Here is a 13,698-nt window from a genome sequence, read left to right on the forward strand (position 1 = left end):
AGTTTTGTACAGCTGATGCCCTTAAGACACCGTCTTGGGGGCATTAGCTGTACAAAAACTCCCTAGAGGGGGAGCAGCTCGGAGAGGTCGGCACGCAAGCCGGAGGCCATCAGCTGGTGGTTGGAAACCGCCTCTCCCCAGGAGATCCTGCCGGTCACCAAGGACAGCCAGGTGGCGGCGTCGGTCTCGATCACATTCGGGGGCGTGCCGCGCGTGTGGCGGGGCCCTTCCACGCATTGCGTCACCCCGAACGGCGGCACCCGGACCTCCACGGAGTTGCCGGGTGCGCGGGCCGTGACTTCCTCCAGGGAGTAGCGCACCGCCGTCGCGATCAAAGTGCGCGACGGCGGGGGCCCGGCAGCGCTGCCCGGCTCACCGCCGGTTTCGCTACTGGAACTTTCGACGGCGGTCTGCCAGGCTGCCAAGGCGGCGCGGCCTTCCTCAATGTTGACGCGGCGTCGTGCGACGGCCATGGGTTTTACTCCTCAGAAGTAATAGTCCGACAGGAAGTTCTAGTCCAGCAGGGCGGAGACGGCGTGGCCCAGGCGGATCTTGCCCACCTCGTGGCCGCCGCCCAGCACGGGTTCCACTACCCGCTCCAGAACGTTGGAAACGGCGGGAATATCCACAGCGCCGCTCACGGCCAGCAGTGTCAGGCCCACCAGAGACGTGGCCCGCAGGTTCCCGTCCAGCATCTTCACGGCCACGGTGGCGCCGGTGGGTGTAGCCAGGACCAGGACGCCCTCAGCGCCGATTTTGGCCAGGACATCCAGCTCTTCCATGACGATTGTGTTGGACTCGCCTTTGCCTTGGACGGCCCAGGGGTAGTCCAGCATGGAGGTGGCAATGGTGGCGGCACGCGCGTTGGATGACTTGTCACCCGGGGACTTGGCCAGGCGGGAGTAGGCCCGGGCGAGGCCGGTCAGGGAAATGGCGGCAACAGGTGCGCCGCAGCCGTCGATGCCCAAATGGGAGATGGTTTCGCCGCTGTATTCCTCGATCACCGTGCGGACACGCTGCTGGAGCGGGTGGTTGGGCTCAAGGTAGCTGCGCAGATCCCAGCCGTTTTCGGTGCACGCCCACAGGAATGCTGCGTGCTTGCCGGAGCAATTGAAGGCCAGTCTGGATTGGCCGCGCTCGGATCGGACCAGCCAGTTCCGGGCTGTCTCGTCCTGGGGCCAGGCAGTGGGGCACTGCAGGTTTTCTTCCTTCACGCCCGCCGCTTTGAGCATTCCCTCCACAATGTCCATGTGGTCCAGGGAGCCCGTGTGGCTGCCGCACGCCACAGCAACCTGCGCGCCGCGGAGGGGCACGCCGGACTGCATGGAAGCCAGGGCCTGGAAGGGTTTGAGGGTGGAGCGGGCCATGATGGGAGCATCAATGTCACCAAGACGGGTAACCACCGAGCCGTCGCCGGCAAGAACCACGGCCGCGCCGATGTGCCGGGACTCAATAAAGCCACTTCGTTCGATCACTGCCAGTTCCACCGCGGACTCAACGTTGAACGTTTCATGCGAACTTATGGGCATGTAGCAAGTCTAGGGGCGAGGGGTCCGGTGAATGACACAGCTTAGGCGGCTCGCCCTTCACAAAGTACCCTTGAGGACTGTGAAGGTACTCGTCATTGGCCCAGGCGGCCGCGAACACGCCATTGTCCGCTCTCTGCTTGAAGATCCCAACGTTTCCGAGGTCCACGCGGCCCCGGGCAACGCCGGCATCAGCAAACTCGTTCCCACCCATGCGATTGACGGGAACAACCCGGAAGCCGTGTCCGCCCTCGCCACCAAGCTGGGTGTGGACTTGGTTGTTGTTGGACCTGAGGCGCCGTTGGCTGCCGGTGTGTCCGACGCCGTCCGCGAGGCAGGCATTCCGGTGTTCGGTCCCAGCAAGGAAGCAGCCCAGCTGGAGGCTTCCAAGGCGTTCGCCAAGCAGATCATGGCTGAGGCCAACGTTCCTACGGCCATGGCACGCGTTGCCACCAACGCCGAGGAAGCTGCCGACGCCCTGGACACCTTCGGCGCCCCGCACGTTGTTAAGGACGACGGCCTGGCTGCAGGTAAGGGTGTTGTTGTCACCAGGGACCGCGCGGAGGCTTTGGCCCACGCGCAGGCCTGCTTCGACGCCGGTGGAACCGTGGTGATCGAGGAATTCCTTGACGGTCCCGAGGTTTCCCTGTTCGTCCTTTGCGATGGCCGCACCACCGTTCCGTTGTCTCCGGCGCAGGATTTCAAGCGCATTTTCGACAATGATGAAGGTCCCAACACCGGCGGCATGGGCGCTTACACCCCGCTGGAATGGGCTCCCGAGGGTCTTGTCCAGGAAGTCATCGACCGCGTGGCCCAGCCCACCGTGGATGAGATGGCCCGCCGCGGCACCCCCTTTGTTGGTGTGCTCTACTGCGGCCTCGCGCTGACATCCCGTGGCACCCGTGTCATTGAGTTCAACGTCCGCTTCGGCGATCCGGAGACTCAGGCCGTCCTGGCACGCCTCAAGACCCCGCTCGGTGCGCTGCTGCTGGCAGCTGCCAAGGGCGAACTGGACACCGCAGAAGAGCTGCGCTGGTCCAAGGACACGGCAGTCGCCGTCGTCGTTGCTGCCGAAAACTACCCTGATGCACCCCGCACCGGTGATCGCATCCGTGGCCTGAAGAAGGTTGACGAGCTGGACGGTGTCCACGTGGTCCACGCCGGTACCAAGCTGGATGACGAAGGCAAGGTGGTCTCCGCCGGTGGCCGCGTCCTGGCGGTGGTTGCGCTCGGTTCGGATCTGGTGGAGGCACGCGAAAAGGCGTACGACGGCGTTGAGCTGGTTCAGCTTGAAGGCTCACAGTTCCGTACGGATATTGGTGGCAAAGCCGCCCGAGGCGAAATCCGCGTGCCGTACACGGCCACCGGAACCATCCCGAAAGTGCAGGCCTGAGCATGACTGAAGGCATCCCCACCGGGGGCTTCGAAACCGAAACACTGGAACTTCCGGGCTGGACGCACGTCTACTCCGGCAAGGTTCGCGACCTTTATGTCCCCGCTGATGAAGCCATCACGGAAAAGATCGGCCAGGACTGCGTGCTGGTTGTGGCCAGTGACCGTATCAGCGCCTACGACCACGTGCTGAGCAGCGAAATACCGGACAAGGGCCGCGTCCTGACGCAGCTGAGCCTGTGGTGGTTCGATCAGTTGGACGTTGAGCACCACGTGCTCGCTTCCACCGTTGAGGGTGGCGTTCCTGCCGCCGTCGAGGGCCGCGCCATGATCTGCAAGAAGCTGGATATGTTCCCCGTGGAGTGCATCGCACGCGGCTACCTCACCGGCTCCGGCCTGGCTGAGTACAAGGAATCCCGCACGGTCTGCAACATCCCGCTGCCGGAGGGCCTGGTTGACGGCTCACGTCTGGAAAAGGCACTCTTCACGCCCTCTGCCAAGGCCGAAGTGGGCGAGCACGATATCAACATCACGTATGACGATGTTGTGGCCATGGTGGGAGACGACATCGCTGCCCGCCTGAGCGAACTGACGCTGAAGATCTACACCCGCGCCGAGGAGATTGCCCGTGAACGCGGCATCATCCTGGCTGACACCAAGGTGGAGTTCGGGATTGACGCTGCCACTGGAGTGATCACCCTGGGCGACGAAGTCCTCACTCCGGACTCTTCACGGTTCTGGGACGCGTCCACGTATGCGCCGGGTCAGTCGCAGCCTTCCTATGACAAGCAGTACGTCCGTGATTGGCTGACCTCCGCCGAGTCCGGCTGGGACAAGTCCTCGGACACCCCGCCGCCGGCACTGCCCGCCGAAGTTGTGGAGCGCACACGTGCCCGCTACGTGGAAGCGTACGAAAAACTGACGGGCCGCACTTTCGCGTAGAGGCACCCAACTGGGGACCTACCCAACTGGGGGACAGCACCTGCTCCACTGAAGGCTCAGTGGGACGTGTGCTGTCCCCCAGTTGGGTTAATCAGGCTTCCGAGTGTTCTTTCGCGGCACGGCGCTCGGCGAGGCGGATCTCCAGGACTGCGTCCATGGCCTGCTGGACACGATCGGACGCTCCTGCAGCACTGAAGTCGTGCTGTGCCTCTTCCAGGAATTGCAGGGCCTCAGCTGCTTCCCCGGCTGCCTTCAAAGACTTACCCAGCAACAGCGACACTTCACCGGCGGTGTGCCTAGCCAGTACCTTGCGGTCTGCGTAGATTTCGCGGAGCTTCTCCACAGCTGCAGGGATGTCTCCGGTCAGGTACAGCCAGCGGGCACGGATGAACGCCACCTCGAGCTGGTCCGTCTTGTTTCCGCCCACAATGGACAGTGCGAGTTCGGCGCGTTCAATGGCGGATAACGTCTCCGGCTCAACGATTCCGGAGGAAAGCCTAACGGCGGCGGACGCCTTGTTGAAGCGGGCCCACAGCTCAATATCGTTGGCGGGGGAGAGGAGCTTGGCTGCGCGCTCGTGGTGCTTGATGCCCTCAACGTAGTCGTGGCGCATGAAGGCGACGTTGCCAACAACCCAGGCCACTTCGCCCGCCAGTTGCGACATGGAGTGCTCGTCCATGTGCTCGATCATTGCCAGGCAGTACTCCCAGGCCTCGTCCAGCTTGCCGCTCTCGGCAAGCGCGCCGATCAGTGCGCGGTGCGCACCGATGATCAGCGTGGATCCCTTGGGTAGCTGCTCGCTGAGCTTGACCGCTTGCTTGGCATGCTCGACGGCGGTGGCCAGCTGACCTTGGCCGTGACACACAGCGGCAAGCATCTGCCAGGCACGCACTCCCAAGCCGGCGGATTCCGTGGCCATGGGGTGTTCCAGAAGATGCTCAACAATCTGCTGGCATTCCTTCAACTGGCCTTGCTTCATCACGCACTCGGCCTGCATGTACGTCATGTTCCACCAGGCGCTGTTGTTCTTGGCTTCGAGGGCAATCTGCGCTGCGGTTGCTGCGTGGCTGGCGGCGAGTTGGTAGTCGCGAAGATCCCAGGCTTGCCGGGCGTAGAGGCCGGCCAGGACGTATTCGGCGTCGCTCACGGAAACGGGTTGGCTCCACGCTTCAAGTGCTTTGGGGGCAAGCTCAAGCCTTCGGGCGAGCTCCTCAATGACCTCGGCGGTGGGCTCGCGGCGGCCCGTCTCGAGCAGCGAAATATAGCTTGGTGAATACAGGTTTTTGCCGAGCTCTGCCTGGGTCAACCCACGTTCGAGCCGTTCGGCACGTAGCTTCTCGCCGAATCCGTTTCCCACGGGTCCCTCCTACAGGTGTCTTTTGACCAAAACCTTGACAGTCTCTGTGGAAAACATTTTACAATGTATGTCAACAGGGACCGTGCAATTACCGTAACGAATCCGACTCGCATTGGGGTACAACATCATGTTCAAGAAAATCATTGCTTCAGTGGCCGTGGCGGGCGCACTGACGTTCGCGGTTGCCGCTCCCGGAGTAGTCTCTGCTGCGCCCGCAGCAGATTCCAGCACAGTCAGCGCCATTGGTAACTGGCCGGACCCCATGCGGTCCACCACCACGACGCCCAAGAAAGACAAGTCCGAAACGACAGTCACCACGATGTCCATTGGCAACTGGCCTGATCCTATGTAAAACAATTGTAGTAAAAGAAACCCCGGAGCGTGACGAGCAATGCTCCGGGGTTTTTTATGTCCTGCCCCAGGTAAGCCACTGAAAGCATAGTGAGGCTCGACAGGTGGGCCAACCGGCACGATGGTACATGTGGATAAGTGCCGCCGGGTTGAGCGGCTTAAAGCAAAAATGGCGTCGATTTCTCGACGCCATTTTCGTGTCTGGTCGGGATGACAGGATTTGAACCTGCGACCTCTTCGTCCCGAACGAAGCGCGCTACCAAGCTGCGCTACATCCCGATCCGCTGCGAAAGCAACTGTACAAGAATAGCTGAATCCCACCGTGATGCGAAATCGAGGAGTGGGTGTCGCTCATCACAGGCACCGGCAGAGAAGAGCTACACCAGCGAGTCCCGCCAAGCCCCATGCAGCTGGGCAAACCGTCCACCACCGCTGATGAGTTCCGCGGGACTTCCATCCTCCACAATTCGTCCGTCATGGACCACCAGAACCCTGTCGGCTGTCTCCACTGTTGAGAGGCGGTGGGCGATGATGATGGCCGTTCTGGCTCCTCTGCCACCGGCCACACCCTCCAAGAGGTTGGACAACCCTTGCTGAACCATGCGCTCAGAGGGGATGTCCAAGGAGGACGTTGCCTCGTCCAGTATCAGAACCGCCGGTGCTGCCAGGAAGGCGCGGGCGAAGCCGATGAGCTGGCGTTGACCGGAAGAAACCCGGCCGCCGCGCTTGTTGACGTCCGTGTCGTATCCCTCAGGGAGGCTCATGATGAACTCGTGGGCTCCCACTGCTGCAGCGGCCGCCTCGATTTCAGTGCGGGAAGCCTCGGGACGACCAAGAGCGATGTTGTCCGCTACGGAGCCACTGAAGAGGAAAGCCTCCTGCGTCACCATCACCACGGCGCGCCGGAGGTCCGTGGTGGAGAGGTCCCGGAGGTCGATCCCGTCCAGGGTGATGGCCCCGGACGTGACGTCGTAGAAACGTGCCACGAGTTTGGCCAAGGTCGATTTGCCGGCACCGGTCTGGCCCACCAAGGCAACGGTTTGCCCGGCCGGTATGTGCAGGTCAAGCGTCGGAACAACCACCTTGCCGTCGCTGTAGCCAAACTCCACGCCCTTGAAGTCGATCTCTCCGCGCGAGCTCTTCAACGCCACGGGGTTCTTCGGCGGGCGGACCGTCGGAATCTCCTCGAGGAGGCCTGACACCTTCTCCAAGGCGGCCTGTGCACTCTGGAACGAGTTATAGAACATGGCCATCTGGTCCACCGGCTGGAAGAAGCGCTTGGTGGACAGGATAAGTGCCAGCAGCACGCCAACAGCCAGGTCTCCACTCAGTACCCTGAAGCCGCCAAACAGCAGGACAACAGCCACGCAAACATTGCCGATCAACACCAGCCCCGGCTGGAAGATGCCGTTCAAGTTGATGGAGCGGACAGTATTCTTGCGGTAGTCCTCAGCCAACTCACCGTACCGGGAGGCGTTCTCGCGCTCCTTGCGGAACGCTTTCACCGCACGGATACCGGTCATTGTTTCCACGAAATGGACGATCAGGCGCGCAGAGACCACTCGTGATTCCCGGAACGCGATCTGTGAATGCTTCTGGTACCAGCGGGCAAGGAAAAACATGGGCACGCCGGCCGCGAGGACGATCAATCCGCTGCGCCAGTCCAGCGCGAAGATGGTGAAAGCGGTGAACACCATGAACAACATGCCTGACGCCAGCGAACTAACACCCGAATCCAAGAGTTCGCGCAGTGCTTCCAGGTCCGAGGTTTGCCGGGCAATGATGCGGCCCGAGGTGTACTTCTCGTGGAATTCCAAGCTCAACCGCTGGGTATGCCGGAAGACCCGCACGCGCAAATCCAGCAGCATGGCCTGGCTCAGGCGCGCAGTGGAGGTCACGTACAGGGCGGTCATTCCGGCCGTGGCGATCGCAGCCGCCAGGTACAGGGATCCGGCCAGCACCAAGGGCCCGTTATCGCCGGCCTGCAGTGCAGGAAGAGCGGCGTCTATGCCAAAAGCAATCAGTGCGGGCCCGGCAACCCGGGTGAGCTGCGAGACCACCACCATCACAATTGTCAGCCAGAAACGCAACCGCACGGGACGGATGAGTGAGGCAAGCAAGGTGAGCGACCGGCGTCGTACGGCTTTGCTGTCTGCTTTGGTGAGGAGTGTGTTGTCCTCGTTGGCGGTTCCAAACGTTGCGGCACTCACCGGCGGGCCTCCTCTGCTTCTTCGAGCTCGTCCAACTCGGTGTCCAGGTCCTTGGGACCTGCGTCCAGGCTGGCGATGACGTAGCGGTAATGATCGTTCTCGGCCAGCAGTTCCGTATGGGTCCCGACGGCGGTGATGGTTCCGGTTTCGAGCAAGGCCACGCGGTCCGCCAAAGCCACCGTGGAGGGGCGGTGCGCGACGATGAGCGTGGTGGTCTCGTGCAGGACCTCCCGCAAACGCGCCTCCACGCGCTCCTCGGTATTCACGTCCAACGCAGAGAGGGGATCGTCAAGGACCAGAACCTTGGGCTTGGCGGCGATGGCACGGGCCAGGGCGATGCGTTGCCGCTGGCCGCCGGACAGGCTCAACCCTTCCTCGCCGATCAGGGTGTCCACACCGTCCGGCAATGAGTAGGCGAACTGGGCCTGTGCCACGTCCAAGGCTTCGTCAAGGGCGGCATCGCTGGGATCCGGGGCGCCGAGGAGGACGTTCTCCCGCACCGAGCTGGAGAACAATGTGGTGTCTTCGAACGCCACAGCCACGAACTTGCGGAGTTCATCGATCTCGTAATCGCGGACGTCCACTCCGTCAATGGTCACCGCGCCGGATGTGACGTCATAGAGACGGGGGACCAGCTGCAGCAGCGCACTCTTGCCGCTGCCCGTGATGCCCACCAGGGCCATGGTCTCGCCGGGGCGGATGTCCAGGGTGACGTCGTGGAGGAGGGTGCCGCCGTCGTCGAATCCGAAACCTGCGTGCTCAAAGCGCAAGGCGCCCTTCACGCTCGCCGGAACTGCGGGCTGCTCCGGCGAGGTGATGGTGTTTTCCGTGTCCATCACCTCAAAGTGACGGTCCAAAGCGGTCTTGGCGGTCAGTGCCATGGCCAGGAGCATGCCGGAAAATTCCACGGGGGTGGCCACCACCGCAGCTGTTGCGAAGAACGCCACCAACGCGCCGATGCTGAGTTGTCCGCTCGCGGCGAGCATGATGCCCACCACCAGCCCGACGCCCAGTGCGAGCTCCGGCAGCAGCGTCACTACCAGCGTGAAACCGGCCTGCTGCTTGGCCTTGGCGATCTCGGTCTGGCGCAGTTCTTCTGCCTGGCCGTTGAAGTTCTCCAGTGCTTCGCGGCTCCGGCCGAAAGCCTTGAGTACGCGGATGCCGTGGACGGATTCCTCCACGGTGGTGGCAAGATCGCCGGCTTGGTCCTGGCTGAGGCGGGTGACCAAACTGAAGCGGCGGCGGAAGCGGAACGAGTTGATCATGATCGGCACGGCCGCGGCCAGGAAGATCAACGCCAGCTGCCAGCTCATGGAGAACATCACGCCGACGCCGATGATCACCGTCAGCGTGGTGACCACCAACATGATGGCGCCGAACGCCATCCAACGTCGCAGGAAGCTCAGGTCCGTCATGGCACGCGAGAGAAGTTGGCCCGAACCCCAGCGATCGTGAAAAGCCACGGTGAGCTGCTGCAAGTGGCCATACAGGGTCACACGCATCCGGGTTTCCACCGTGGTGGCCGGGTTGATGACGAACTGCCGGCGCAAGGCCACCAGCCCGGCTTCGGCAATACCCAGGCCAAGAATCACGACGGCGGCAATCCAGACGGCGTCGGCGGAACCGCCGGGCTGAAGGGAGTTGTTGACCAGGACCCGCAGCACCTGGGGGATGGTCAGCGCAACAATGCTGGCCAACAGGGCGCAGATCAGGCCCATGAAGAGCCGGGGGAGGATGGGCCGCACATGAGGATACAGGCGGCCGACGGAGGTAAAAAATGACGTTTGCTTGGACATGCCCGCTTCTCAACAGCTGGATCTTCAGATGGTGCGGAGGTAGTTTCCCGTAGCAACTACCCTATGCCATGGCGTGATTCGATTCACAGGACAACGCAACGTCGGTGAAATGTTTGACCCAGTTATTGGGGATCGTAATGCTTGCGGCGAGTTTAGCTGCGAGGCGTGAGCGTCAGGAGTACTGCTTCGGGGCGGCACGCGATGCGGACCGGGGCGAAGCGTGAGGTGCCTATACCGCCTGAGACGTTCACCGGCGTCGTGAAGCTGTCACTTTCCCAATCGTGGAGGCCCTTGGCACGCCAATTGGGGAGATCGCAGTTGGCTACCAGCGCGCCATAGCCGGGGATGCAGATTTGGCCGCCGTGCGTGTGACCGGCCAGGATCAGGTCTGCTCCGGCCTCGGTGAAGTGGTCCAATACGCGTTGGTACGGAGCGTGAATGACGGCCACCTTCAGGTGAGGGCGGGCGTCTTGGTTGACTGTACCGCGGGGCCAGCCAGCGTAGCGTTCGCGGCCCAAGTGCGGATCATCAACTCCGGAGAAATCGAATCGCAAACCGTTCAGCACCACTGACTGGGCACGGTTGGTGAGGTCTATCCAGCCGCCCATACCGAACGCGGAGCGAAGTTTTGGCCAGTCCAAGGCGATGGGATCGGTCCGCATTCGGGAAGGACCGCGGAAGTAACCCGCCGGATTCTTGATCCGGGGAGCGTAGTAGTCGTTTGAGCCCGGAACGAAAACCCCCGGGAACTCCAGCAGAGGCCGCAGGGCCTGGACCAGGGGATCGATGGCCTTGGCGTGGCTCAGGTTATCGCCGGTATTGACCACGAGGTCAGGCTTCAGATCCGCCAGCGATTGCAGCCACTGTGTCTTTTTGTCTTGCCCGGGGACGAAGTGAATATCGCTTAGGTGCAGGACACGGAGCGGCTTGGAGCCCTCCGGAAGAATGGGCAGGGTTTCGTGACGGACCTCGAACTGGTCCTTCTCCCACCAACCGTAAGCGGCGGCCGCCGCTCCTACTGCTGCGCCGACTGAAGCAGTGACGGCGAAACCGCGCCCGACAGTGCGGACGCGGTTTGCCAAGGAATCTCTAAACGTCATGGTCAGTTCTTATTACCGTTGCCGTTGTTACCGTTCCCGCTGTTGCCGTTGCCCGAGGAAGGGGCAGGGTTCGGCGCCGTGGACGGAGTGTTGTTCCGCTGGGGTGCGGGAGCCGTACCGAGGAGGTTGGACGGCGGCTGCTGGAACGGGTTGGTTCCGTACGCAGGCGCAACCGCCAGCATGTAGTTGGTGAACTGCGGGCCGGCGATCATGTAACCGTCGATGGCCTTGTAGAACTGGCCGTTCACTGTGAGGTTGCGGCCATAGCGCGACTGATCGGCCAAGGGATCGCCGAACCAGGAAGCCGTTGCCAAACCTGAGGTGTAGCCGACAACCCACGTGGAACCGTTGGTGTCGTTGGTTCCGGTTTTCGCAGCCACCGGGAAATTCTTGGAGTTCAAGGCGGGACGGATCAACGAGCCCGAGCCTTCATCCAGCACCTTGCCCATGGCGTAGGCCACGCCGCGTGCCACTTCAGGCTTCACCGCATCCTTACAGCTGGAGGACTGGGCCGGAAGCTGGGCGCCGGACTGGTCTTTCACCGAGGTGATGGCAATGGGCTCGCAGTACTTGCCGTCAGCTGCGAAGGTTGCAAATGATGCAGCCATGGTCAGCGGAGCAGTCTGGGTGGACCCAATCAGGTTGGCCAGCGTGGTCATGGGGACCTTGGGGTTCGGGTCCGTGATCTTGCCGGTCTCGTCCCGGGAAGGGAGGCCCCCGTGGATGCCTGTGGCATCGACGATTCCCTGGATGCCGCAGAGATCCACCTGAGCTGCTGAGGCAAAGGTCGCCGTGTTGATGGAGTTCTTGAGGCCATAAAGCACCGTCATGTTGCGGTAGTAACCGTCATCAGAGTTCTGAAGGTCGATGGTGCCATTGCTTGCGTCATACCAACCATTTGTCGGCGTGGGGCACGTGTTTTTCCAAGGGAAATTCTGTGGGTACCTGCGAACTGCCGCGTTGACGTTTTGGTTCATCGACTTACCCTCGTTCAGCCACTCGGCGAACGTGAACGGTTTCATGGTTGAACCGGGCTGGAACCCGCCGATGCCGTTGAGGTCGTTGCCGTTGGCGTCCAGGACGTCCACGTTGAAGTTTTGTGTCTGATCGAACTTGCCCTCTTGGGGAAGCCAAACAGTGTTCTGGGCCATGCTCACGATCTGGCCGGTACCCGGCTGAACGGAGACGATCGATGCGCCCCATTTGTCCGGGTTAGCGCCCGCAGTAGCGTCCACCTGCTGCTGAGCGACGTTCTGCGCCGTCGGATCGAGGGTGGTCTGGATAGTCAGGCCGCCACGCTGGACGCGCTTGATGCGCTCTTCAGTGGTGTCACCGTAGGCCGGGTTGTTGAAGAGCAGGTGGAGCACGTAGTCGCAGAAGTACGGGGCCATGGTGGCGTAAGCGCAGCCTTGACGGGCCGGGGTGACCTGCGTGGTGACCGGGGTGGCAACAGCTTCGTCATACTGCGCCTGGGTGATCTTGCCTTGGTTGACCATGGCGGCGAGCACCAGGTCCCGACGCACCTTCGCGTTATCCGGGTTCGCAATGGGATCGAAGGCGGACGGGCTGTTCACGAGGCCGGCCAGGAGGGCGGCCTGCGGAAGCGTCAGGTTCTTGGCCGTTGTGCTGAAGAAGAACTTCGAAGCGGCTTCAATGCCGTAGGCGTCACGGTTGAAGAAGACAATGTTGAGGTAACCCTCAAGGATCTGCTCCTTGGAGAACTTCTTCTCCAGCGCGATGGCAAGCTTCATTTCACGGAGCTTGTCGCCCACGCCTTTGCCGCCGCCGTTGAGCTTGACGTCTTCTTCCCTGTCCGCTGCAACGAGGGATTCGTTGATGACGTTGTTCACGTACTGCTGCGTGATGGTGGATGCGCCCTGCTTGTTGCCGCGGGCGGTGCTCACCAGTGCTCGCATGATGCCTGTGGTGTCAATGCCGCCGTGCTCATAAAAACGGCTGTCCTCGATAGCGATGACAGCGTCCTTGATGAACGGGCTCATTTGATCCAGCGGAACCTTGGTCCGGTTCTCTGCGTAGATCGAGGCGATCGGCGTACCGTCCTTCGCCAGGATGGTGGTGTTCTGGCTGGGCGGATCCACCTGGAGTTCTGCCGGCAGAGTGTCAAAGAACTGAATTGAACCACTGGCGGCACTGCCCGATACGGCGGCTGCGGGGACCAGAAGGCCCGCCACGAGGACGCCACAAATCGCGCTCACACCAAGGAAGCCTAGAATCTTTCCGAGGGTGGTGGCAGTGTCGAATAGTGGGTTCTTGCGAGTCACCATGTTTTCCAGTTTACCGGCAAGGGCTAGGCTTTCTGTCATGACCAAATGGGAGTACGCCACGATTCCGCTCATTATTCACGCTACAAAGCAGATCCTGGACCAGTGGGGCGAGGACGGCTGGGAGCTCGTCCAGGTTGTCGGTGGACCCGATGGCAAAGGCCTCGTTGCATACCTGAAGAGGGAGAAGCAGTAATCATGACAACCCCCGCAGAAACCACGTCTGCCGCGGAATCCGGTGCCCCCACGTCTGCTGTTGAGCAGCGTCTGGCCGAGCTCGGATTGACCCTCCCCGAGGTAGCCGCGCCCGTTGCTGACTACGTCCCCGCCATCGTCTCCGGCAACTACGTCTACACCTCCGGACAGCTGCCGTTTATTAACGGCAAACTCGAAGCTACGGGCAAGGTTTCCCTCGGCGAGTTGGGCACGTCCGACGAGCCCACCGTTGACCCTGAAGACGCCAAGCGCTACGCAGCCATTTGCGCCATCAACGCCCTCGCCGCGGTCAAGAGCGTCATCGGCGATCTCGACCGCGTCACCCGCATCGTCAAGGTTGTGGGTTTCGTATCCTCCGAGTCCACCTTCACCGGCCAGCCCGGTGTCATCAATGGTGCATCGGAGCTCCTCGGACAGGTATTCGGCGACGCCGGCAAGCACGCACGCTCCGCCGTCGGCGTTTCTGTCCTGCCGCTCGACTCTCCTGTTGAAGTCGAGCTCATCGCTGAATTCAGCTAAGGAACCG

The 13,698-nt window shown here is 62.0% G+C and carries 12 protein-coding genes and 1 tRNA gene; 5 read left to right on the forward strand and 8 right to left on the reverse strand.

The genetic code is table 11. The features are described from left to right. Nucleotides 1–62: 62 nt before the first annotated feature. Both BACI9J_RS03415 and BACI9J_RS03420 read right to left on the reverse strand, forming a co-directional pair. Entirely contained in the window at nt 63–473 is a 411-nt protein-coding gene (locus BACI9J_RS03415; protein ID WP_159733177.1) for a sterol carrier family protein, read from the reverse strand. A 39-nt stretch (nt 474–512) separates the two neighbouring features. Beyond that, complete coding sequence (locus tag BACI9J_RS03420) at nt 513–1,529, reverse strand: asparaginase (protein ID WP_159733178.1); 1,017 nt, start codon at nt 1,527–1,529, stop codon at nt 513–515. Nucleotides 1,530–1,560: 31 nt separating this feature from the next. On the opposite strand from BACI9J_RS03420, the gene purD reads away from it, so the two are divergent. Both purD and BACI9J_RS03430 read left to right on the forward strand, forming a co-directional pair. Further along, the gene (gene purD / locus BACI9J_RS03425; RefSeq protein ID WP_201296494.1) at nt 1,561–2,919 is read left to right on the forward strand and encodes a phosphoribosylamine--glycine ligase; all 1,359 of its coding nucleotides are present in this window, start codon (nt 1,561–1,563) and stop codon (nt 2,917–2,919) included. A 2-nt stretch (nt 2,920–2,921) separates the two neighbouring features. Beyond that, entirely contained in the window at nt 2,922–3,860 is a 939-nt protein-coding gene (locus BACI9J_RS03430) for a phosphoribosylaminoimidazolesuccinocarboxamide synthase (RefSeq protein ID WP_159733179.1), read from the forward strand. 91 nt (nt 3,861–3,951) lie between these two features. On the opposite strand, the gene BACI9J_RS03435 is transcribed toward BACI9J_RS03430, so the two are convergent. After that, a complete protein-coding gene (locus BACI9J_RS03435; protein WP_159733180.1) occupies nt 3,952–5,217 on the reverse strand; it encodes a helix-turn-helix domain-containing protein in 1,266 nt (421 codons plus the stop codon). Between the two features lie 127 nt (nt 5,218–5,344). Between BACI9J_RS03435 and BACI9J_RS03440 the strand changes: the two genes are divergently transcribed. Continuing rightward, on the forward strand, nt 5,345–5,569 hold the full coding sequence (locus BACI9J_RS03440; protein ID WP_159733181.1) for a hypothetical protein: 225 nt from the start codon (nt 5,345–5,347) through the stop codon (nt 5,567–5,569). A gap of 201 nt (nt 5,570–5,770) precedes the next feature. Here the strand turns inward: BACI9J_RS03440 and BACI9J_RS03445 are convergent. The 5 genes from BACI9J_RS03445 to BACI9J_RS03465 all read right to left on the reverse strand — a co-directional run bounded on the left by BACI9J_RS03445 (nt 5,771) and on the right by BACI9J_RS03465 (nt 12,998). Continuing rightward, nucleotides 5,771–5,847 (reverse strand) — tRNA-Pro (locus BACI9J_RS03445). 98 nt (nt 5,848–5,945) lie between these two features. After that, nucleotides 5,946–7,778, reverse strand: coding sequence for an ABC transporter ATP-binding protein (locus BACI9J_RS03450; RefSeq protein WP_159733182.1), 1,833 nt, complete (start codon nt 7,776–7,778; stop codon nt 5,946–5,948). Next, nucleotides 7,775–9,574: an ABC transporter ATP-binding protein gene (locus BACI9J_RS03455; RefSeq protein WP_159733183.1), complete on the reverse strand. Its 1,800-nt coding sequence runs from the start codon at nt 9,572–9,574 to the stop codon at nt 7,775–7,777. The genes BACI9J_RS03450 and BACI9J_RS03455 overlap by 4 nt, the downstream gene beginning before the upstream one ends. 152 nt (nt 9,575–9,726) lie before the next feature. Further along, on the reverse strand, nt 9,727–10,674 hold the full coding sequence (locus BACI9J_RS03460) for a metallophosphoesterase (protein WP_159733184.1): 948 nt from the start codon (nt 10,672–10,674) through the stop codon (nt 9,727–9,729). Nucleotides 10,675–10,676: 2 nt separating this feature from the next. Further along, a complete protein-coding gene (locus tag BACI9J_RS03465) occupies nt 10,677–12,998 on the reverse strand; it encodes a transglycosylase domain-containing protein (protein ID WP_159733185.1) in 2,322 nt (773 codons plus the stop codon). Between BACI9J_RS03465 and BACI9J_RS03470 the strand changes: the two genes are divergently transcribed. Then, nucleotides 12,997–13,152, forward strand: a complete 156-nt coding sequence (locus tag BACI9J_RS03470; RefSeq protein WP_011775990.1) for a DUF4177 domain-containing protein — start codon at nt 12,997–12,999, stop codon at nt 13,150–13,152. The two genes, BACI9J_RS03465 and BACI9J_RS03470, sit on opposite strands and share 2 nt — an antisense overlap. Before the next feature lie 2 nt (nt 13,153–13,154). Next, nucleotides 13,155–13,691 (forward strand): RidA family protein, encoded by a 537-nt coding sequence (locus BACI9J_RS03475; RefSeq protein WP_159733186.1) that lies wholly within the window; start codon nt 13,155–13,157, stop codon nt 13,689–13,691. Nucleotides 13,692–13,698: the final 7 nt, after the last annotated feature.

Origin of the sequence: Arthrobacter sp. 9V (assembly GCF_902506065.1) — a bacterium.
GTDB lineage: Bacteria > Actinomycetota > Actinomycetes > Actinomycetales > Micrococcaceae > Arthrobacter.